Source organism: Bradyrhizobium sp. WSM2793, assembly GCF_000379585.1.
GTDB lineage: Bacteria > Pseudomonadota > Alphaproteobacteria > Rhizobiales > Xanthobacteraceae > Bradyrhizobium.
This window is the reverse complement of sequence record NZ_KB902791.1, coordinates 1-21,182: the sequence shown is the minus strand read 5'-3', so window position 1 is coordinate 21,182 and position 21,182 is coordinate 1. Positions and strand designations below refer to the sequence as shown.

The following is a 21,182-nucleotide window of genomic DNA, read 5'->3' as shown; positions in this document are numbered from 1 at the left end:
GCATCGCGCCACTCGCACCTCAGGATGACGGAATAAGTGGAATCTGGCGCGGCAGAAACTACCGCATCATCATCCGCGCGATCGCTTCGCCGATCACTACCGTGGTGAAATGCGTGTTGGCGCGGCAGTCGGACGGCATGATCGAGGCGTCGGCGACGCGCAAGCCCGCGATGCCTTTCACGCTGCCATCAGGATTGACCACGCCGTCGGGGTCGCCAGCGCCGGTCATGCGACAACTGCCGGCGGCGTGCTGGATGTCGCCGGTCTCACGGCGCAGCACTGCATCGAGCTCATGATCCGGCAGCGCTGCCGCCTGCGGCAGCGTCAGGTCGGTGTCGGCGAGCCGGATCCAGTCCGCGATGCCTGCCAGCGCCGGCTGCGACGTGATCACGGCGAGCCGCCTCACCGCATCCATCATGCGCAGCATGTCGCGGGGATCGGCGAGCATGTTCTCCTCGACGACGGGATCGATCGCCGGATCGGTCGAGGCCAGCTTCAGCGTGCCACGCGAATAGGCGTTGAACAGGCCCGCGCCGATCGCCCCGGGATTGCCGATGCCGCGATGATTGAAGGCGATCAGGATCATGTCGCGCTTGCCGCCCTCGGCGAGGCCCGAGGAATAGGTCACGCAGCAATTGGTGTGACGGGTGTCGGGGTCGGTGGGACGCAGCTCCTCACGAAGCTGAATCGTCGTGCGAAACAGCGGATGATCAAAGTAGTGGCGGCCGACCGGCAGGTCGCGCGCGACGCCAATTCCCATCGCCTTCAATTCCTCGGCAGGGCCAATGCCCGAGCGCAGCAGGATCGCCGGACTGTGGATCGCGCCGGCGCAAAGCACGATCTGCCGCGCACTGATCTCATGAGTGCCCTGCCCTTCGATATGGACACGGACACCGGTGGCGCGGCCGTCGCTGATCAGGACGCGATCAACCAGTGCATGGCCGCGGATTTCCAGATTGGCGCGGCCTCGCGCCGGCTCGAGATAACCCTCATTGGTGCTGATGCGGCGACCATCGCGGCTGTTGATGGGATAGCAGGCAACGCCCTCGCCGTCGGGGCCGTTGAGGTCGGCGCACCAGGGATAGCCGCTGGCGAGCGCGGCATCGCGCAAGCCCCGATCGATCGCGCCCCAGGTCTCGGGCGGCGCGCGATAGACCGGCAGCGGTCCGCCGCGGCCATGGCCTTCGGCGGCGCCGAATTCAAAATCGTCCTCGATCACCGAGAAGAGCGGCATCACCTCGCTGGCCGACCAGCCGGTGCAGCCATGGGCGGCCCATTCGTCGAACGCATCGGCAACGCCGCGGATCGCGATCTGGCCGTTCATCATCGAGGAGCCGCCGAGCCCCTTGCCGCGCCAGTAGAAGCGCGGCTCCTGCCCGGCGACGCGGCGCGACAAGAGATCTGGCCACTGCCATTTCTCCTGGTACTCGCGCTTGTGGATGATCGGGATCGGGTTCGGCGTCCGCACCTCCCAGGGCGCCTCATCGGCGCGCCAGTCGCGCCCCGCCTCCAGCAGCAGGACGCGCCGGGCGGGATCCTCGGACAGCCGCGCCGCAACAGCCGCGCCAGCGGAGCCGCCGCCGACAACAATGACATCGTACATCGCGCTATTTCTCGACATTCCAGAACACCAGCTGGCGAACGGTATCAGACCGCGCGGAGTGGTGGAATGCGAATTGGAGAGCGGCGCCGTCGCAGCCCGTCATTGCGAGCGCAGCGAAGCAATCCAGAATCTTTCCGCAATGACGGTGTGAAAAGAGATGTGCGCAACACACACGCCTGTGCCCCGGACGCAGCGCAGCGCTACTTCAGCGGTGCGCTGCAGAGCCGGGGCCCATGTCTCCGAGCAATCCGTGTGGCGTGGATCCCAGCTCTGCGCAGCAGCGTTGCACGCTGCAGCGCGTCCGGGACACGAGCCCTACCCGATCACCTTGCCGAACTTGTTCGACTTCGGGAAACCCTTCGGCGGCAGGCGGCCGGCGTCGGCGCGGGTGCCTTGCCACTCGCTGAGCTCCTTCATGGTCGCCGAGAATTCGCGGCCCGCGGAGTCCTTCCAGGTCAGACCCGCCTTGGCCTCGAACACGGCAACGTCGGAGAGACCGCCGTCCTTGTACTTCTGCAGGCGGACGCCGCGGCCGCGGGCCATCTCCGGCACCTGGTCGAGCGGGAAGATCAGCATCTTGCGGTTCTCGCCGATGACCGCAACGGTGTCGCCGATCACCTCGGTGACCGTGCGCGCCTCGTTCGGCATGTCGACGTTGAGGACCTGCTTGCCCTTCTTGGTGGTGCCGACGCAATCGTCCTCGTTGACGACAAAGCCCTGGCCCTCGTGGCTCGCGACCAGGAATTTGCGCCCACCCTTGTTGACGAACAGCGCGACCGGCGCGGCCTCCTGCTCGAGGTCGATGAACAGGCGGATCGGCTCGCCGTGGCCGCGGCCGCCCGGAAGCTTGGCGACGTCGAGAGAGTAGAATTTGCCGTTGGTGGCGAACAGCAGCAGCTTCGAGGTCGTCTCGGCGAAGAAGGCGAAGCCGAGCTTGTCGTCCTGCTTGAAGGCAAGGCCCGAGAGATCCTCGACATGGCCCTTCATGGTGCGGATCCAGCCCTTGTCGGAGACGACGACCGTCACCGGCTCGCGTTCGACGAAGGCCTCCTCGATCGCGGCGAGATCGTGCTCGGGCGCATCGGCAAAGGTGGTGCGGCGCTTGCCGAGCGGCGTCTTCGGTCCGAACATGTCGCGGACCTTGCCGACCTGCTCGCCGACCTTCTTCCACTGCTCGGCTTCCGAAGCGAGCACTGCGTTGATGCCCTTGAGCTCGGCACGGAGGTTCTTGTCCTCGGTGCGGATCTCCATCTCCTCGAGCTTGCGCAAGGAGCGCAGGCGCATGTTGAGGATGGCTTCGGCCTGCACCTCGGTGAGCTTGAACTCCTTCATCAAGGCCGGCTTCGGCTCATCCTCGGTGCGGATGATCTTGATGACCTTGTCGATGTTCAGATAGGCGATCAGGAAGCCGCCGAGGACTTCCAGCCGGTGCTCGATCTGCGCCTTGCGGTAGTTGCTGCGGCGGATCAGGACGTCGCGCAGATGGTCGAGCCATTCGCGCAGGCACTCCGCAAGACCCACCACCTTGGGCACGCGGCCCTTGATCAGCACGTTGAGGTTCAGCGGAATCTTGTTTTCGAGCTCGGTGAGACGGAACAGCGATTCCATCATCAGCGCGGGATCGACGTTCTTCGATTTCGGCTCGATCACGATGCGGACGTCTTCGGCCGACTCGTCCCTGATGTCGCCGACCAGCGGCAGCTTCTTCTGGTCGAGCAGCTCGGCGACCTTCTCGATCAGCCGCGACTTCTGCACCAGGAAGGGAATCTCGGTGACGACGACGACCCAAGCGCCTCGTGCGCCCTCCTCCTGCTCCCACCGCGCGCGAACGCGGAACGAGCCGCGGCCGGTGGTGTAGGCCTCGGCGATGGCCTGCTTGGAATCGACGCAGATGCCACCGGTCGGGAAATCCGGGCCCTTGACCCACCGCATCAGCGCCTTGGACTTGGCGTCGGGCTTCTCGATCAGATGCAGCGCGGCTTCGCAAAGCTCGGCCGCGTTGTGCGGCGGGATCGAGGTCGCCATGCCGACCGCGATGCCCTGCGCACCGTTGGCGAGCAGGTTCGGGAAGCCGCCGGGCAGCACGACCGGCTCCTTCGACTGGCCGTCGTAATTGGCGCGGAACTCGACGCCGTCCTCGTCGATGCCGTCGAGCAGAAGCCGCGCGACGTCGGTCATGCGCGCTTCGGTGTAGCGGTAGGCGGCGGGATTATCGCCGTCGATATTGCCGAAATTGCCCTGGCCGTCGACCAGCGGGTAGCGCGAGGAGAAGTCCTGCGCGAGGCGCACCATGGCGTCGTAGATCGCCTGGTCGCCGTGCGGATGGAACGAGCCCATCACGTCGCCGACGATTTTGGCGGATTTCTTGAATGCCGTGCCGGGGTCGAGCCTGAGCAGGCGCATGCCGTAGAGGATGCGCCGGTGAACCGGCTTCAGGCCGTCGCGCGCGTCGGGCAGCGCGCGGTGCATGATGGTGGAGAGCGCATAGGCGAGATAACGCTCCTCGAGCGCTTCACGCAGCGGCACCTCGTGAATTTCGGCCGGTTCTTCCGGCGGAACGATTCGTTTTCCCATGCCGCCCGGTTAAACCGTGGAAGCGAATCGGGCAAGGATGGATTGGTTCCCAGTGGGCGCCTAATGCCCCGCCCAGCCGGCTGTCACGGTCTGGGTCTGGGTCCCACCAGGCGTTTGGGCAGGCGCCGGCACGTTGGTCAGGCACCGCCGGGCGGCCTCGATTTCGGCCTCCGTCGCTCCCTTCGACCGCGCCCATGTCTCTGCGGCCGCAGCAGAATATTTCGCCACATAATACCGGACGACCGTGCAGGACGCCCGGCGAAACACGCCGGGTTGCGGCTCGCCGGCCATTGCATCAGGCGCAAACGTGAGCAGCGCCGCGGATAAGGCGAATCCTCTGATCAACATTTAGGCTGTCCCCGCTATGGAACCTGAGGAAGCGAACTCAACCAGCCCTACTTCGTTCCCCCGGAACCCATACTCGCAGGCAAAGCAGAGTCCCACTCCGCTCATGGCGCGGGAATCGCCGCCTTCGCCTGCTGCCGGATCAAGGCGTTGATGAAGCCCGCGCGCGCGTCGGAATGGCCCTGCCCGCGCGGCTCCAGCACATGGCGCAGCAGGAACAGGCCGGTGAGCCGAAAACCGTCTTGGAGATCCTGCTCGGTGAGGTCGCTTGCGGTTTCGCCTTGGCGCAGAAACGGCGGCAGGCGCAACAGGCGGTCACGCCACGCCTCGCCAGCGCCGCGCGACACCGCGCCGCCGGATTTCGGCGAGACATAGATCAGGTCGGTGGTCTCGCCGGTCACGGCACAGTTTTCGAGGGCCAGCCCAAAGCCGAGCTCGGCGAGCATCGCCAGCTCGAAATGGATGAGGTGCACCGCCGCACCACCGATATCCTCGAAATCGTCGAGCGAATGCTCGAGCAGCGCGAAGATCTCCTCATGCGGATCGCGCTCCGGCAAGAGGCGCGCGATCGAGGCGAGATGGGTGACGCCGTAGACGCCATGGGACGAACCCAGCAGCGCCGCCGCGCGCAGCTTAAGCCCTTCGATGGCGTAGGTGCCGAGATGCTCGTCGAGCCGCGCTCGCCATACCGCGCTGACGCTGTTCCCCGGCTGCAGCAAGGGCCGCATCCGCGAGCCGGCGCCGCCGCGGACGAGGCCGAGATGGCGGCCGTGCGCGCGCGTCAAGAGCTCTACGATGGCGCTGCTTTCGCCATGCCGCCGCACGCCCAGCACGATGCCTTCGTCGGTCCATTCCATGAAGGAAGTTTAGCGCATTTAAAGCTGCCGTAGGGTGGGCAAAGCGAAGCGTGCCCACCAATTTGATCGACGGCGCGAGATGGTGGGCACGGCGCGCAAGGGCGCACCCTACGGTACCGCGCGAAACCTCACGCGTTGAACCAGCCCTGCGCGTCGCCGCTGAAGGAGAAATACAGGCCTACCGTCGTCAGCGCGCAGGAAACGATCTCGATGGCGCTGTCGAGCTCCAGGCCCTTCTGGCCGATGATCTGGCCAAGCGAGATCACCGACAGCACGAGCGCCGCCGCCAGCACCCAGCGCGGCCAGTTCTTCCGCTCATGCGCGGCGAGCCTGACGAAGTAGACTAGCAGCAGGATCATGCCGCCGGCGAGCAAGGTCCCCGTCATGATCATCTGCTCGGTCACCTCCGCATTGGGCGTGCGGTCCTGCACCGCAACGGACAAAGCATCCAGCATCAACGATGCATAGAGCAGCGCTTCGAAGCGCCGGACATTGCTGGGCACGCTCATCGGATACCGATCTGTTCTTGGTTATTCTCTCGGAAAGTCCAGGCCCATCTCGCGGTAGCGATCGGGATCGTCGCCCCAGTTCTCGCGCACTTTGACGAACAGGAACAGATGCACCGGCACGTCCAAGATCTGCATCAGCTCCTTGCGCGAGTCCGCGCCGATCGACTTGATGGTGGCGCCGCCCTTGCCGAGCACGATCTTGCGCTGGCTCTCGCGCTCGACGAAGATCGTTTGCTCGATCCGCACCGACTTGTCCTTGCGCTCCTCCCACTTGTCGGTCTCGACCGTGGACTGGTAGGGCAATTCCTGGTGCAGCTTCTGATAGATCTTTTCGCGCGTGATCTCGGCCGCCAGCTGCCGCATCGGCGCGTCCGACATCTGGTCCTCGGGATAGAGGAACGGACCCGGCGGCACCATCTCGGACAGCGTCTTGCGGATATCGTCGACGCCGTCGCCCGAGATCGCCGCGATCATGAAGGTCCTCGCGAACTTCATGCGCTCGTTGGCGGCCTGCGCCAGCGCCAGCAGTTTCTCGCGCTGGACCAGATCGACCTTGTTGATCACCAGGATCTTCTCGTGATTGACGCTGGCCGCCTTGCTGAGGATCGCCTCGGCTTCCTCGTCGATCCCGGTCTTGGCGTCGAGCAGCACGCAGACGAGATCGGCGTCATGCGCCCCGCTCCAGGCGGTCGAGACCATGGCGCGGTCAAGCCGGCGCTTTGGCAGGAAGATGCCGGGCGTGTCGACCAGGATGATCTGCGCGTTGTTCTCGATCACGATGCCGCGGATCAGCGCGCGCGTGGTCTGCACCTTGCGCGAAACGATCGTGACCTTGGCGCCGACCAGCGCGTTGACCAGCGTGGACTTGCCGACGTTCGGCGCGCCGATCAGCGCAACGAAGCCGCAGCGCGTGGCAGTGGGCGCCTCGCCGCTTGTTTCAGCCGTCATTGCCGCCGCCAACGCCTTCACGTTCGATCATCACTGAAGCTGCTACTTTCTCTGCCGCGCGCTTGCTGCCGCCGATGCCCTCGGCCGGCGCGAGCCCCGGCAGGTCCACCGCGACGCGGAATTGCGGATCGTGGTGCGGGCCGGTGCGCTCGACCTCGCGGTAAACCGGCGTCGGCAGCCCTTTGCCCTGCGCCCATTCCTGCAGCACGGTCTTGGGATCGCGCAAGGGACGGCGCGGCTTGTGCATGCGCTCGGTCCAGTTGCGCTTGACGAATTCGGCGGCCGCCGCATGGCCGCCGTCAAGGAAGATGGCGCCGATCACGGCCTCGCAGATGTCGCCGAGGATGGACTTGCGCAGGCGCGCGTCGGCGCTGGAGCCGACCGAGCCGAGCTTGATGTCGTCGAGCAGACCGAGCGACTTGGCGACGTCGGCGCAGCTTTCCTTGCGCACGAGCTCGGCAAGACGCTTGGACAGCTCGCCCTCATCAGCGTTCGGGAACGCGTGATAGAGCATGTCGGAGACGACGAGCCCGAGCACGTGGTCGCCGAGGAATTCCAGGCGCTGATAGCTGTCGCCGCGCTTGCGCCCGGACTTCAGCGCCGAGACATGCGTGATCGCCTGCATCAGCATATTCGGGTCAGCGAAGCTATGGCCGATGCGCGCCTCGAGCGCCGCGTTGGCATCGGTGCCCTTGGCCTTGCTGCTCCGCGTCCGCTTCTTCTTTGCAGGCGTCTTCGCTGCAGCTTCGCTCTCAGGAGCGGCTTGCGCCTCGGTCGGTTGGATCGCGATGTCCTTGGCTTCGTCTTTCATCGGACGATTTTGAAGAACCGATTCCAGCGCACCGCCCACGGCCAGCGCCAGAACATCCAGGCATGCTCGCCTTCGGCGATGGAGAAGAAGATCATCTGGGCGCGGCCGATCAGATTCTCCTGCGGCACATAGCCGACCTGGCCGAGGAAGCGGCTGTCGGTGGAATTGTCGCGGTTGTCGCCCATCATGAAGAAATGGCCGGCCGGCACGGTGTAGACGTTGGTGTTGTCCACGTAGCCGTTGTCGGCACAGTCGAGCGTCTCATAGGACACGCCGTTCGGCAGCGTTTCCTTCCAGCGCTTCACGCGGGAGATACCGCCACCTTCCGAGCCGCAGGGCTCCTCGCCGACATATTCGCTCATGCGCTGCCGCTCCACCGGCGTGTCGTTGATGTAGAGCAGCCCGTCCCGCATCTGGATGCGGTCGCCTGGAAGGCCGATCACCCGCTTGATGTAATCGGTGGAATCGTCCTTCGGCAGCCGAAACACGACGATGTCGCCGCGGTTCGGATCGGAGCCCCAGATCCGCCCGGAGAACAGCGGCGGCGAAAACGGAATCGAATAGTGGCTGTAGCCGTAGGAATATTTCGAGACGAACAGATAGTCGCCGACCAGCAGCGTCGCCTTCATCGAGCCGGACGGGATATTGAAGGGCTGGAACAGGAACGTGCGGATCACCAGCGCGATCAGGAGAGCGTGGATCACGACCCGGATCGTCTCACCGACGCCGCTCTCAGTTTTCGTTCCTGAAGTCACGCTCATTGCTCTCTCAATTCCGGCCGGCGATCACAGAGCGCCCTCCTCCCGCGAACGGCCCACCGGTTCGCGGCGCAAGGAGATTGTCCTGATTCTGATAGTGAGGGCCAATTCCGGCGTAAAGCCGAATTCGCCCAAGCTGATTTGCGTCCGCGGACTTTTAGACGGTTGTCGGAGGCCACGCAATCAAGGATCGCATCAAAACTGAATAAGGTATTGATTTATAACACAAATCATAAAATCGCCGGGGCCCCCTCAGGGTTTCGGCAGCGGGACGGCCGAAATGATCACGAAGGCCTGCGCCAACGGCCAGTCGTCGGTGATCGACAGGTCGATCCGCGCCTCGAACCCCTCCGGGGTCAGGGTCTGGAGCCGGGCCAGCGCCCCGCCGGTGAGCTGCATGGTCGGCCGCCCGCCCGGCAGGTTGACCACCCCCATGTCGCGCCACCAGACGCCGCGCCGGATCCCGGTGCCGAGCGCCTTGGAGCAGGCCTCCTTGGCGGCGAAGCGCTTGGCGTAGGTCGCCACCACCATCTTCTCGTTCTTGGCCCGCCGCTCCGCCTTGGCCCGCTCGGCCGCGGTGAAGATGCGGTCGAGGAAACGCTCGCCGTGGCGCTCGATCACCTTGGCAACGCGGGTGATGTCGATCAGGTCGGAGCCGACGCCGATGATCATGCCCGGCTCCGGCCGCGGTCCATCGCCGCGCGCATGCTGCGCACCGTCTCGGCAAGACCGACGAACAGTGCTTCGCCGATCATGTAGTAGCCGATGTTGAGCTCCATGATCTCTGGAAGGGCGGCAATCGTCTCCGCCGTCGCATAGTCGAGCCCGTGCCCGGCATGAACCTCGAGCCCGGCCGCCTTCGCCAGCTTCACGCCCGCCACGATCCGCTGCCATTCGGCCTCGGCCTTGGCGGTGTGGCCGTCGACGACGGCATCGCACCAGGCGCCGGTGTGGATCTCGATCACAGGCGCACGCAGCCGCGCCGCCATCTCGATCTGGGCGGGATCGGCGGCGATGAACAGGGAGACCCGAATGCCGGCATCGTTCAGTCGCGCGATATAGGGCGCGAGGGCGTTGTGCTGGCCGACCACATCCAGCCCACCTTCAGTGGTCACTTCCTGCCGGCGCTCCGGCACCAGGCACACCGCGTGCGGCTTGGTGGCGAGCGAGATGCGCATCATGTCGTCGGTCGCCGCCATCTCGAAATTGAGCGGCTTGGAGATCTCGGCCTTCAGCCGCGCCATGTCCTCGTCGCGGATGTGGCGGCGATCCTCCCGCAAATGGGCGGTGATGCCATCGGCGCCGGCTTCGATCGCCAGCAGCGCCGCGCGCACCGGATCGGGATGGCGGCCGCCGCGCGCGTTACGCACGGTTGCGACGTGATCGATATTGACGCCGAGGCGAAGCTTCGAAGCGGGCATTTCAGAACTCACGAAATCGGAGGGACGGACGGCTGCGGAGGACGCCTATCCATTAACACGTTCGACTTTGGCGACGACCGCCTTCGCGCGCAGCTGGGCCAGGATCGCGCTGAGGTGCTTGAGATCGTAGACTTCGAGATCGATCGTCGTCTCCGTGAAATCAGGCGAGCGGCGCTGCATGCTGATGTTGTCGATATTGCCGTCGTGCTCGGCGATCACGGTCGCGATCTGCGCCAGCGCGCCGGGCTCGTTGACGTTCTCGACCTTGATGCGGGCCGGAAAGCGCTGCGGCGCGGAGTCCTCGATGTCCCAACGGACGTCGAGCCAGCGCTCCGGCTCCTCCTCGAAATCCTTCAGCGCCGGCGCCTGGATCGGGTAGATCGTGATGCCCTCGCCCGGCGTCACGATGCCGACGATGCGATCGCCCGGCACGGCGCCGCCATTCGGTGCGAACTTGATCGGCAGGTCGGAATTGATGCCGCGGATCGGGATCGCGACCGGGCTGCGCGGCGGCTCCGACGACTTCTCCTTGAGCTTGGCGGCAAGCCCCTTCTTCACGCCGTAGCGCGCGATGCGCTCCTCCTTGTAGTCGGGGTACATCGCACGCGCGACGTGGGAGGCCTTGATCTCGCCGCGCCCCACCGCCGCCATGACGTCCTCGATCGAGGTGCGCGCGAGCCGCGGCAGCGCGCCCTTGAGCTTGTCGTCGGCGTATTCGATCTTGGCGCGCTCGAACAGGCGCTCCACGATGCGCCGGCCGAGACCGGCGTATTGATCGCGCACCGCAGTCCGCGTGGCGCGGCGGATCGCAGCGCGCGCCTTGCCGGTGACCGCAAGCGTCTCCCAGGCCGAGGGCGGCGCCGATTGCGCTTCCGAGGTCAGCACCTCGACCTCGTCGCCGTTCTGCAGCTCCGAGGACAGCGGCGCGAACTGGCCGTTGATCTTGCAGCCGACTGCGCTGTTGCCGACGTCAGTGTGCACGGCATAGGCGAAGTCGATCACGTTGGCGTGGCGCGGCAGCGCGATCAGCTTGCCCTTCGGGGTGAAGCAGAACACCTGGTCGTGAAACAGCTCGAGCTTGGTGTGCTCGAGGAATTCCTCCGGATTGGCGCTTTCCGAGAGGATGCCGATGGTGTGGCGCAGCCAGGCGAACGCATTGGATTCGCGCTTGAGGAATTCGGTCGGCGAGCCGACGCCCTCCTTGTAGAACACATGCGCGGCGATGCCGCGCTCGGCGATCTGGTCCATCGCCTCCGTGCGGATCTGCAGCTCGACGCGCTGGTTGCCGGGGCCGATCACCGTGGTGTGGATCGAGCGATAGTCGTTCTGCTTCGGCGTCGAGATGTAGTCCTTGAAGCGTCCCGGCACGACCGGCCAGGTGGTGTGGACGATGCCGAGCGCGCGATAGCAGGCCTCGATGTCGTTGACGACGAGACGGAAGCCGAAGATGTCGGACAATTGCTCGAAGCCGACCGACTTGCGCTCCATCTTGGTCCAGATCGAGAACGGCTTCTTGCGGCGGCCATAGACCCGCGCCCCTAAGCCCCGGTGGCGCAGATTGTTGGAGAGCTGGTCCTCGATCTCGCCGATCAGATTGCGGTTGCGCTCGGCGAGCGCGTCGAGCCGCTGCATCACCACCGAATAGGCTTCGGGATCGAGGGTGCGGAAGGACAGATCCTCCAGCTCCTCGCGCATTTCCTGCATGCCCATGCGGCCCGCCAGCGGCGCATAGATGTCGAGTGTCTCCTCGGCGATGCGCCTGCGCGATTCCGTCGGCACGAAATCCAGCGTGCGCATGTTGTGCAGGCGATCGGCGAGCTTGACCAGGAGCACACGGACATCGTCAGCAATGGCCAGCAACAATTTGCGCAGGTTCTCGGCCTGCTTGGCCTCCCGCGACACCAGCTCGAGCCGCTTCAGCTTGGTCAGACCCTCGACCAGCGCGCCGATCTCCGGCCCGAAGATCTGGTCGATCTCGGCCCGCGTCGCTTCGGTGTCCTCGATGGTATCGTGGAGCAGCGCGGCCACGATGGTGGCGTCGTCGAGCTTGAGGTCGGTGAGAATCGCTGCCACTTCGAGCGGGTGCGAGAAATACGGATCGCCCGAGGCGCGGGTCTGCGAGCCGTGCGCCTTCATGGCGTAGACATAGGCGCGGTTCAGCAGGTCTTCGTTGGTGTTGGGATTGTAGGACCTGACGCGCTCGACGAGGTCATATTGACGCATCATGCGCGCGCGCGGCTTGGCCGGGCGCGCGACCGGCGCAGTCGGGGCCACGGCAACCGACTCGGTTGCGGCCTGCATCTGCGTGGATCTGCGGCGCCGATATACCATCCCGTCCTGCCTTCAAACGAACCCGAGCCGGCCCGCTGTATACATCTTAGCTCCGATCGCGCTTGTGTCCGATCAATTCAGTGACAGGACGCATCGCCAACTACAACGCATGGTAACCACGAAAACGTCAACAAAAGCAAAGGCCCGAACACCGGTTCGGGCCTTTGATAAAATCACAAGAAATCGACGATCGCGACGGACGATTTACTCGTCTTCCTCGGGCTGCTCCTCGGGCGGCGCGAGGCCTTCGAGACCCTTCAGGAGCTCCTCTTCGGTCATGCGCTCGACGGCGACTTCGGTATCGTCCGCATCGACGCTCGCGCCCGCGGAACCGATCAGCGGCACAGTATCCGGCTCGGGCTCGTCGACCTCGACGAACTTCTGGAGCGAGTGCACCAGCTCCTCGCGCAGATCCTCGGGCGAAATGGTCGTGTCAGCAATTTCGCGCAAAGACACAACAGGGTTCTTGTCGTTATCGCGGTCAACCGTTAGTTGTGAGCCGGACGAAATCATGCGGGCACGGTGGGCGGCCAGCAGGACCAGGTCAAACCGGTTGTCGACCTTGTCGATACAATCTTCTACGGTGACGCGAGCCATGGACTGTCGCTCCGTTGTGGGTGGGACGAAATATGTGGATGATTGGGGCTAGTTATAGGGGCTGGGGCGGTTTCGCAAGGCCAATTTGTGATTTGGCCTCGCCAAACGGCTCTGCTACCCCCACATTGGGGCTGGGATGGGCGGTTACCCGGGCTGCCATCGAGGGCGGCGCCGGGTCTATGAAAGTCCGCCATAACTATACCTTGTTTGCCCCGACTTCTCCGGATTTGCGGCTTCGACGGATTTCGGCGGCACCCTAGAACTGCGCGGCCTGCTGCCGCCGCGCCAACAATAAACGATCAATCACGAACACTACGCGAGCAAACTGAATGTCACCTTCCTCCACCGACAAGATCGCGCTCTTCATCGACGGAGCCAATCTCTACGCGACGGCGAAAACTCTGGGCTTCGACATCGACTACAAGCGCCTGCTGAAGGAGTTTCAGAGCCGCGGAACGTTGCTTCGGGCGTTCTACTACACCGCCATCATCGAGGATCAGGAATACTCCTCGATCCGCCCGCTGATCGACTGGCTGGATTACAACGGCTACACCGTCGTCACCAAGGCGACCAAGGAGTTCATCGACGCCTCCGGCCGCCGCAAGGTCAAGGGCAACATGGACATCGAGCTCGCCGTGGACGCCATGGAGCTTGCCGAGCACATCGACCAGATGGTGCTGTTCTCCGGTGACGGTGACTTCCGCTCCCTGGTCGAGGCCGTGCAGCGCCGCGGCGTTCGGGTCACGGTGATCTCCACCATCGCCAGCCAGCCGCCGATGATCGCCGACGAGCTGCGCCGCCAGGCCGACGTCTTCACCGACCTCGTCGAGCTGCAATCCAAGCTCGGCCGCGATCCCTCCGAACGCCCCGCCCCGCGCGACCGCGGTGATCGCGAGGCCCGCCACCACGCCCCGCAATTCCTCCAGCGCGCAACCACGATGGCGCCGAGGGGCGATGACGACTTCGAGGAGTGAGGCGGCCCGGTCAAGCCGCCAGCCTCCCACCCTCGTTCCCGACCGCAATTGTCCGCTCTGTCCGCGCTTGGTCGCCTTTCGTGAGGCGAACCGGGCGCGTGAGCCGTTGTGGCACAATGCGCCGGTTGCGCCCTTCGGCGACATCAAGGCCCGCCTGTTGATCGTCGGCCTCGCGCCGGGGATGCAGGGCGCCAACCGCACGGGACGGCCGTTCACCGGCGATTACGCCGGTGACCTGCTCTACGCCACCCTGCTCGAATATGGATTTGCCAAGGGCACCTATCAGGCGCGTCCCGATGACGGCCTGAAGCTGGTCGACTGCCGGATCGCCAATGCCGTGCATTGCGTTCCGCCACAGAACAAGCCGCTGCCCGTCGAGATCAACACCTGCCGCCAGTTCCTCGTGGCGAATCTCGAGACGATGCCGAAGCTGCGCGCGATCATCGCGCTCGGGCGGATTGCGCACGACAGCGTGCTCAAGCCGCTGAACCTGAAGGCCTCGCAGGCCCCCTTCGGCCACGGCGCCGTGCATCAGGCCGGCGCGTTCAGGCTCTACGACAGCTATCATTGCTCGCGCTACAACACGAACACCGGCGTGCTGACGCCGGACATGTTCCGGTCGGTGTTCGCGAAGGTGAAGGCGGATCTCGATTAGCGCCCTGGTTCAGGCCTTGGCCGGATTGGCCTTCAGCCAGTCCAGGACGTCGCCGGCGTTCCGGTCGGGCGGAAACACCGGGTAGAACACACGCGTGATCCTGGCGTCGTCGATGATCAGCGCAAGACGCTTGATCAGCGTCAGGCCCGCGACCTCCATCGTCGGCAGATTGAGCGCGCGCGTCAGCGCCAGCTTCTCGTCCGACAGCACGGGGAACGGCAGATGCAGCCGTGACGCCATCTCGGTCTGGTACTCGTTGCTCTGGGTCGAGAGGCCGAACACGTGGGAGGCGCCGGCGCCCTTCAGCTCGGCGAACAGATCGCGAAACGCGCAAGTCTGCGGCGTGCACCCGCGTGCACCCGGGATCATGTCCCAATCGTCGACCAACGAAATCTTGCCGGGTTCGCCGGTGCGGGGATAAGCGAACACCACGGTCCGGCCGCGCAGCGCCGACAGCGTCACCGAGGTGTCGTTGGTCGCGAGCAGGCCGATTGGCGGCAGCGTCATGCCGGTCAGATGCGCGGCGGCGCCGTCGTCTTCAGGTGCGGGAATCTGGCTCCAATCGACCTCGAGCAGGTTCCGTTGATTCATCTCGCTATCCCCTCGCCCGCATCAGGCGGCCCTTCTCCCGGCTCCAGTCGCGCTTCTTCTCGGTCTCGCGCTTGTCGTGGAGCTTCTTGCCTTTTGCAACCGCAAGCTGCAACTTGGCGCGCCCACGCTCATTGAAATAGAGCTTGAGCGGGATCAGCGTCATGCCCTCGCGGTCGACGGCGCCCATCAGCTTGTTGATCTGCCGGCGATGCAGCAGCAGCTTTCGCGGCCGCTTCGGCTCGTGATTGAAGCGGTTTCCTTGCAGATATTCGGGAATGGTGGCGTTGATCAGCCAGATCTCGCCGTCCTTGGAATCGGCATAGGACTCCGCGATCGTGCTCTTGCCGTTGCGGATCGACTTGACCTCGGTGCCGGTCAGCGCAATCCCCGCCTCGATCGTATCCTCGATCGCATAGTTGAAGCGGGCCTTGCGATTTTCCGCCATGACCTTGATCGGACGTTCGTTCTTTTCAGCCATGGCGACGAAACCTGAGCGCGATGCGCAGCGATGCTAACAGTTTGGATGAAGCGCGCGCGTCACTTCTTGAGGAGATCGCGGATCTCGGTCAGCAGCACGACCTCCTCCGACGGCTTCGACGGCTCCGCGGGCTTGGTCTCTTCCTTCCGCTTCAGCGTGTTCATGGCGCGGATCACCAGGAACAGCACGAAGGCGACGATGATGAAGTTGATCGTCAGCGTCAGGAAGCTACCGTAAGCAAGTACGGCGCCTTGCTTTTTCGCATCCGCTAAGTTGGTGGCGGTCACCGACTTCGACAAGGGGGCGAAGTAGTTCGAGAAGTCGAGGCCGCCGGTCGCAGCGCCGATGATCGGCATGATGATGTCACCGACAAGCGAGGTGACGATGGCGCCGAAGGCCGCGCCGATGATGACGCCGACCGCGAGATCGACGACGTTGCCCTTCATGGCGAACTCACGGAACTCCGTGAGCATCCGCCTGCCCTTTTCGTCGACGCTCATGAACGGCCTCCCCGATAGGTCAACCCATCAGTTGATCAGGCCAGCGTGCACCATGGCGCTGCGCACGGCAACGCGGGTCGGCTCGGAGACCGGCACCATCGGCAGCCGCAGCGTCTCGTCGAGCTTGCCGAGCAGCGACATCGCGTACTTGATCGGCGCCGGGTTGCTCTCGATGAAGAGGTTGTTGTGCAGCGGCATCAGCTTGTCGTGGATCTTCAGCGCGGTGGCATGGTCGCCCTTGGCCCAGGCGGCCTGGAACTCCGAGCACAGGCGCGGCGCGACGTTCGAGGTCACCGAGATGCAGCCGTGGCCGCCATGCGCCATGTAGCCGATGATGGTCGCGTCCTCGCCCGAGAGCTGGTTGAAATCCTCGCCCATCGCCGCACGCTGCTGCGACACGCGCACCATGCTGGCGGTGGCGTCCTTCACGCCGGCGATGTTCTTCAGCTCCCACAGCCGCTTCATGGTGTCGACCGACATGTCGATCACCGAGCGCGGCGGGATGTTGTAGATGATGATCGGAATGCCGATCGCGTCGTTGATCGCCTTGAAGTGCTGGTACATGCCTTCCTGGGTCGGCTTGTTGTAGTAAGGCGTCACCACCAGCACGGCATCCGCGCCCGCCTTTTCGGCGTGCTGAGCGAGCTCGATCGCCTCCTTGGTCGAGTTGGAGCCCGCACCCGCGATCACAGGCACGCGGCCCTTGGCTTCAGCGATGCACCATTCGACCACCTTCTTGTGCTCGTCATGGCTGAGCGTCGGGCTCTCGCCGGTGGTGCCGACCGGCACCAGGCCGTTGGTGCCCTCCGAAATCTGCCAGTTGACCAGGGATCGGAATGCCGCCTCGTCCAGCGAGCCGTTCTTGAACGGCGTGACCAAGGCGGTGAACGACCCCCGGAATTTCGTCTTGGCTGCCATGGACTTCCTCCGTACGCGGCTATCTCTTGAGCAAGCCCCTTTCATATCGGGTCTATCCCGCCGGTAAAAGGCCCGCTTCCGTGTGACGCACCGTTTAGGCCGCGATTTTGCCGCGGTAGTGGTGCAAATCGGCCCCGCGGTAAGCGGCTGTTGGTATTTTGTCCGCATATTCAATCAAATACAGCTAGATCTTGAGCCACTTGACTGATTCGGGGCGACCAAACCCGTGACCTCATTCCCTCGTGCCGCCTGGCGATCCACCGGTCTGATCGTGTGCCTGATGGCAGGGCTATCGGTCGGCTGCGCCGCCCTCGCCAAGTCCAATGAGACCACGGCGGAAGCTGGCAAGGACACCGCGAAGCCAGCCGCCAAGGACACTGCCAAGGACAGCGCGAAGGGCTCGTCCAAGGGAACCGGCAAGGAAACTTCGAAGGACGCGGCCAAAGGAGCAAGCCAGGGAGCAAACAAAGGCGCAAGCAAGGGTGCAGCTCCTGCCCCGGCCAAGGACGCTGCGAAGAAACCGGCCAAGGAGGCAGGCAAGGACGCCGGCAAGAGCGCCGGAAAAGAGCCCGCGAAGGACAAGCCCAAGCCCGCCGCAGCGGCCCCTGCGCCGAAATCGCATCCGGCCGCCAGCGGTTCGCCGCCGAAAACGGCCCCCGCGCCGGCCGTGACGGCTACCGTCAGGCCTTCCGCCCCTGTCGCCAGACCGGCCGCAGCGCCGGTGCTGGCGCCGGCGACGCGCCAGCACGCCGCGCCGCGCAAGCCGGCCATACCGGCCGCGGTCGCTGCGACGTCGTCGACGCCCCAGGGTGACAAGGACGCCCTCGAGAGCGTCATCGAGCTCGTGCGCAAGCGCAAGGCGGGTGAGGCCAGCAACGTCGCAGCGGGCATCTCGGATCCGGTCGCGCGAAAACTCGCGGAATGGATCATCCTGCGCAGCGAGGACAATGGCGCGACCGTGGAGCGCTATCGCGCCTTCCTCTCCGCCAATCCGAGCTGGCCGTCGCAGACCTTCCTGCGCCGACGCCTCGAGGCCGCGATGTGGGACGACAGGCGCGACGATTCCGTGGCGTGGTCGTGGTTCGAGAACGAATCTCCGATCTCCGCCAAGGGCCGCTTCACGCTCGCCAAGGCGATGCTGGCGCGCGGCGACCGCGCCAATGCCGAGCGGCTGGTGCGCGAGGCCTGGCGCAGCGATCCGATGTCCGAGGATACCGAGAACAACGCGCTCGACCAGTTCGGCGCCCTGCTGACGCCGGGCGACCAGAAGGCGCGGATGGACACCCTGCTCTACGGCAGCGAGAACGAGGCGGCGTTGCGCGCCGCAAAGCGCCTGGGCGCCGGCTATGTCGCACTCGCCAAGGCCCGCATCGCCGCCGTCAAGAAGGCGCCGAACGCGCGCGCGCTGCTCGACGCCGTGCCGCGCGAGCTGCACAACGACCCCGGCTTCACCTTCAGCAAGATCCAGCTGTTGCGCCGCGAGGAGAAGTTCGCCGAAGCAGCCCAGCTCATGCTGTCGGCGCCGAAGGATCCGAACCGGCTCCACAATCTCGACGAATGGTGGATCGAGCGGCGTCTTTTGGCGCGCAAGATGATCGACACCGAGGAATTCCGCAGCGCCTATCTGATCGCGCGCGACGCCGCACTGCCCTCGCGCGACATCTACAAGACCGAGCAGGAATTCACGGCCGGGTGGATTGCGCTGCGCTTCCTCAACGACGCCGCGGCCGCCACCCAGCATTTCGCCCGCATCGGCGTCGGCAGCGTCAATCCGACCGCGCTGGCGCGTGCCGGCTATTGGCAGGGCCGCGCCGCGGAAGCGGCGGGGCGCCAGCAGGAGGCGCGCAACGCCTATGCCCGCGCCGCCGAACAGTCGACCAGCTATTACGGCCAGCTCGCCCGGGCCAAGCTCGGCCTGCCGCAGATCGAGCTCAACAGCCAGCCGCGCGGCCGCGGCACCGAGCGGCTGGAGATCGTCCGCGCCGCGCACCTGCTCTACGAGCTCGACGAGCGCGAGATAGCGATACCGCTGCTGGCCGACATGGGCGAGAACGGCGATCCCGAAGCGCTCGCCGGCCTCGGCGAGCTGACCCAGCGCTACAACGATGCGCGCGGCATGCTGCTGCTCGGCAAGGCCGCGCTCAATCGCGGCCTGCCGTTCGACTTCTATGCCTATCCAGTCAACGGCATTCCGCAGTTCACGCCGATCGGTCCCGAAGTCGAGCGCAGCATCGTCTATGCGATCGCGCGGCAGGAGAGCGCATTCAATCCGTCAGTGGTCTCGCCGGCCCAGGCCTACGGCCTGATGCAGGTGACGCCCGACGCCGCGCGCTATGTCTGCAAGCGCCACGGCGCGACCTACGATCTGGGACGGCTGAAGAACGATTCGGTCTACAACGCCACGCTCGGCTCGGCCGAGCTCGGCGGACTGCTCGAGGATTATCGCGGCTCCTACATCATGACCTTCGCCGCATACAATGCCGGCCGCGGCAGCGTGAAGAAGTGGGTCGAGCGCTACGGCGATCCGCGCGATCCCAAGGTCGATGCGGTCGACTGGGTCGAGCTGATTCCGTTCTCCGAGACGCGCAACTACGTGCAGCGGATCATGGAGAACCTTCAGGTCTACCGCGCCCGCTTCGGCGGCGGCACGCGCCTGCAGATCGAGGCCGATCTGCGCCGCGGCGCCGGCAGCGTGGAATAGCGATCCGCTCTTTCGATTCAGCCGCGAGCATGGGTGGCAAGCGCCGCCGTTGCCTCGCGTGCAGATGAAGGCGCCTATCGCCACCGCTGCAAAGGCAGATCAGCGAGGCGTTGCACGGCCCCACGCCGGCCAACGACAGTCCTCCCCCAGCGCGCCGCTGTCAGAGATGGGAAGCGCGGAGCTCCCCTCTCCCAACCAGAGCAATCGCAATTGGGAGCGACTTCTGTGTGGCCATCCTTCGAGACGCCCGCCATTGGCCGGCTCTCAGGATGATGGGTGCGCGGCGGCAGACTTGACGGGCATCGACGCTGCTTGGCTGCTAGGAGATCGCCACCGGGTCCGCGCAAAGCGCGGCCCGATGACAGGCTTCTCGAATGACACGGCGCGCGCTCAGCTTGCGGAAAATGCCCTGTGCGATCGCCCTGCTCTGGCGATGCGCCAAACTTGGCCCATTGCGCCAAGCGAGAAGGCAAGGGGCAAAAGAAAAGCCCCGGCGGTTTCCCGCCGGGGCTCTCTGTCAGGTCGTTAGACCGAACTTACCAGTTGCGCTGAGCGCGGAGGAGCAGGGTGATGGTGTCCTGATCCTTCAGCTCGTACACAGCGGCCGGCTTGGCCGTTGCGCCAGCACCGGCGTAACCAACCGTACCGGAGTACTTCTGGTCGAGGTGGGTCCAGTTCAGGTCAGCGGAGAACGTCAGGTTCTTGACCGGGGTCCAGCGGGTGATGACACCGACCTGCGCAACGGCGAAGTCAGGATTACAACCCGTCACACCGACCAGGCCACCGAACACGCCGCCTGCACCGCCAGCGCCGCAAAGCGTGGTCTTGGCGAGCGAGCCGAACTGCGCCTGAGCGTAGGCACCGTACAGCGCGGTGTTCCAGTAGGGATCCCAGTTATGGGTGTAAGCGCCGCGGAAGCCCCAGGTCTTGACGGTTTCCTGCGAGCTGCCGGTCACGAACACGGTGTCCGGAGCGATGGCGAAGCCGACGCTCTGGTAAGCAACGCCCGAGCTGCCGAACATCGAGTAGCTGCCGCCCGCGAGGTTCTGGAAGTTGTAGCGGGACGCGCCGTCGGTGTAGACGCCCGAAATGTTGATCACGTCACCCGCACCAGTCGGGATGTTCTTGATCGACAGAGCGAGCTGAACAGCCCAACCCCACTTGTCGTCGGGGTGGCCAGTCGGCTCGGTGGCGCCGTAGTAGGCAACGTGGTTGTCATGCGCGGCGACCGACGCCTGGAACAGACCCCAAGCCTGGTCGACACGAACCATACCGACGAGGTTCGGCGAGCGCGAACCGCCGATGGCGTTCGAGCCATACGAACCGCCGATCATGCCAGTCGCCGAAGCGCCGGTCATGTTGAGGTTGCCGGCCTGGTAGTAAGCCGTCGCGTCTTCCGCCGAGAACGACGCCGTCACGCCCTGACCGAAGTCAGCGGTGTAGGTGAACTGGTTGACACCAGTGACCGTGCCGGAACCGCCGACGAGGCTGTCGAAGTTGTTGCCGGGATAGTTGGTCCAGGGCGCGTCGAACTGCGACACGGCCTTACCCATGGTGAAGCCGGCGAACTGGATGAAGGCGTAGTACACGCCGAGCGAACCGCCCGAGGTG

General features: G+C 65.1%; 20 protein-coding genes. 3 read left to right on the top strand and 17 right to left on the bottom strand.

Annotated features, from left to right (window positions below; translation table 11 throughout):
* Nucleotides 1-58: 58 nt before the first annotated feature.
* The 12 genes from A3AS_RS0123555 to rpoZ form a co-directional block, all read right to left on the bottom strand.
* Nucleotides 59-1,603, bottom strand: a complete 1,545-nt coding sequence (locus tag A3AS_RS0123555) for a GMC family oxidoreductase (protein WP_018320019.1) — start codon at nt 1,601-1,603, stop codon at nt 59-61.
* Between the two features lie 315 nt (nt 1,604-1,918).
* On the bottom strand, nt 1,919-4,177 hold the full coding sequence (gene parC, locus A3AS_RS0123545; protein ID WP_018320017.1) for a DNA topoisomerase IV subunit A: 2,259 nt from the start codon (nt 4,175-4,177) through the stop codon (nt 1,919-1,921).
* 60 nt (nt 4,178-4,237) lie between these two features.
* The gene (locus A3AS_RS0123540; RefSeq protein ID WP_018320016.1) at nt 4,238-4,525 is read right to left on the bottom strand and encodes a hypothetical protein; all 288 of its coding nucleotides are present in this window, start codon (nt 4,523-4,525) and stop codon (nt 4,238-4,240) included.
* Between the two features lie 101 nt (nt 4,526-4,626).
* Nucleotides 4,627-5,379, bottom strand: a complete 753-nt coding sequence (recO, locus tag A3AS_RS0123535) for a DNA repair protein RecO (protein WP_018320015.1) — start codon at nt 5,377-5,379, stop codon at nt 4,627-4,629.
* A gap of 128 nt (nt 5,380-5,507) precedes the next feature.
* Nucleotides 5,508-5,888: a hypothetical protein gene (locus A3AS_RS0123530; protein WP_018320014.1), complete on the bottom strand. Its 381-nt coding sequence runs from the start codon at nt 5,886-5,888 to the stop codon at nt 5,508-5,510.
* A 21-nt stretch (nt 5,889-5,909) separates the two neighbouring features.
* Nucleotides 5,910-6,836: a GTPase Era gene (gene era, locus A3AS_RS0123525; protein ID WP_018320013.1), complete on the bottom strand. Its 927-nt coding sequence runs from the start codon at nt 6,834-6,836 to the stop codon at nt 5,910-5,912.
* A complete protein-coding gene (gene rnc, locus A3AS_RS0123520; RefSeq protein ID WP_018320012.1) occupies nt 6,826-7,647 on the bottom strand; it encodes a ribonuclease III in 822 nt (273 codons plus the stop codon). The genes era and rnc overlap by 11 nt, the downstream gene beginning before the upstream one ends.
* Nucleotides 7,644-8,408: a signal peptidase I gene (gene lepB / locus A3AS_RS0123515; protein ID WP_018320011.1), complete on the bottom strand. Its 765-nt coding sequence runs from the start codon at nt 8,406-8,408 to the stop codon at nt 7,644-7,646. Before lepB ends, rnc begins: the two co-directional genes overlap by 4 nt.
* 249 nt (nt 8,409-8,657) lie before the next feature.
* Nucleotides 8,658-9,077, bottom strand: a complete 420-nt coding sequence (gene acpS / locus A3AS_RS0123510) for a holo-ACP synthase (RefSeq protein WP_018320010.1) — start codon at nt 9,075-9,077, stop codon at nt 8,658-8,660.
* Entirely contained in the window at nt 9,074-9,826 is a 753-nt protein-coding gene (locus A3AS_RS0123505; protein ID WP_018320009.1) for a pyridoxine 5'-phosphate synthase, read from the bottom strand. Before A3AS_RS0123505 ends, acpS begins: the two co-directional genes overlap by 4 nt.
* 45 nt (nt 9,827-9,871) lie before the next feature.
* Complete coding sequence (locus A3AS_RS0123500) at nt 9,872-12,157, bottom strand: bifunctional (p)ppGpp synthetase/guanosine-3',5'-bis(diphosphate) 3'-pyrophosphohydrolase (protein ID WP_018320008.1); 2,286 nt, start codon at nt 12,155-12,157, stop codon at nt 9,872-9,874.
* Between the two features lie 204 nt (nt 12,158-12,361).
* Complete coding sequence (gene rpoZ / locus A3AS_RS0123495; protein ID WP_008133017.1) at nt 12,362-12,754, bottom strand: DNA-directed RNA polymerase subunit omega; 393 nt, start codon at nt 12,752-12,754, stop codon at nt 12,362-12,364.
* A gap of 329 nt (nt 12,755-13,083) precedes the next feature.
* On the opposite strand from rpoZ, the gene A3AS_RS0123490 reads away from it, so the two are divergent.
* Together A3AS_RS0123490 and A3AS_RS0123485 are read left to right on the top strand one after the other, a co-directional pair.
* Nucleotides 13,084-13,728: an NYN domain-containing protein gene (locus A3AS_RS0123490; RefSeq protein WP_018320007.1), complete on the top strand. Its 645-nt coding sequence runs from the start codon at nt 13,084-13,086 to the stop codon at nt 13,726-13,728.
* Nucleotides 13,709-14,383 (top strand): uracil-DNA glycosylase, encoded by a 675-nt coding sequence (locus A3AS_RS0123485; RefSeq protein ID WP_018320006.1) that lies wholly within the window; start codon nt 13,709-13,711, stop codon nt 14,381-14,383. The genes A3AS_RS0123490 and A3AS_RS0123485 overlap by 20 nt, the downstream gene beginning before the upstream one ends.
* A gap of 9 nt (nt 14,384-14,392) precedes the next feature.
* Here A3AS_RS0123485 and A3AS_RS0123480 read toward each other — a convergent pair whose 3' ends face one another.
* From A3AS_RS0123480 to dapA, 4 genes are read right to left on the bottom strand one after another with little or no spacing between them, the layout of a single operon-like run.
* Nucleotides 14,393-14,974, bottom strand: coding sequence for a peroxiredoxin (locus tag A3AS_RS0123480; RefSeq protein WP_018320005.1), 582 nt, complete (start codon nt 14,972-14,974; stop codon nt 14,393-14,395).
* Between the two features lie 4 nt (nt 14,975-14,978).
* Nucleotides 14,979-15,452 carry an SsrA-binding protein SmpB gene (gene smpB / locus A3AS_RS0123475; protein ID WP_018320004.1) on the bottom strand — a complete coding sequence of 158 codons (474 nt, stop codon included), beginning with the start codon at nt 15,450-15,452 and terminating at the stop codon, nt 14,979-14,981.
* A gap of 59 nt (nt 15,453-15,511) precedes the next feature.
* The gene (mscL, locus tag A3AS_RS0123470) at nt 15,512-15,925 is read right to left on the bottom strand and encodes a large conductance mechanosensitive channel protein MscL (RefSeq protein WP_026202292.1); all 414 of its coding nucleotides are present in this window, start codon (nt 15,923-15,925) and stop codon (nt 15,512-15,514) included.
* A 54-nt stretch (nt 15,926-15,979) separates the two neighbouring features.
* The gene (gene dapA, locus A3AS_RS0123465) at nt 15,980-16,870 is read right to left on the bottom strand and encodes a 4-hydroxy-tetrahydrodipicolinate synthase (protein WP_018320002.1); all 891 of its coding nucleotides are present in this window, start codon (nt 16,868-16,870) and stop codon (nt 15,980-15,982) included.
* A 280-nt stretch (nt 16,871-17,150) separates the two neighbouring features.
* Between dapA and A3AS_RS0123460 the strand changes: the two genes are divergently transcribed.
* Entirely contained in the window at nt 17,151-19,571 is a 2,421-nt protein-coding gene (locus tag A3AS_RS0123460; RefSeq protein ID WP_049814966.1) for a lytic transglycosylase domain-containing protein, read from the top strand.
* 536 nt (nt 19,572-20,107) lie between these two features.
* Here A3AS_RS0123460 and A3AS_RS0123455 read toward each other — a convergent pair.
* Nucleotides 20,108-21,182, bottom strand: a 1,075-nt coding sequence (locus A3AS_RS0123455; RefSeq protein WP_018320000.1) for a porin, incomplete at its 5' end; no start/stop codon positions are given.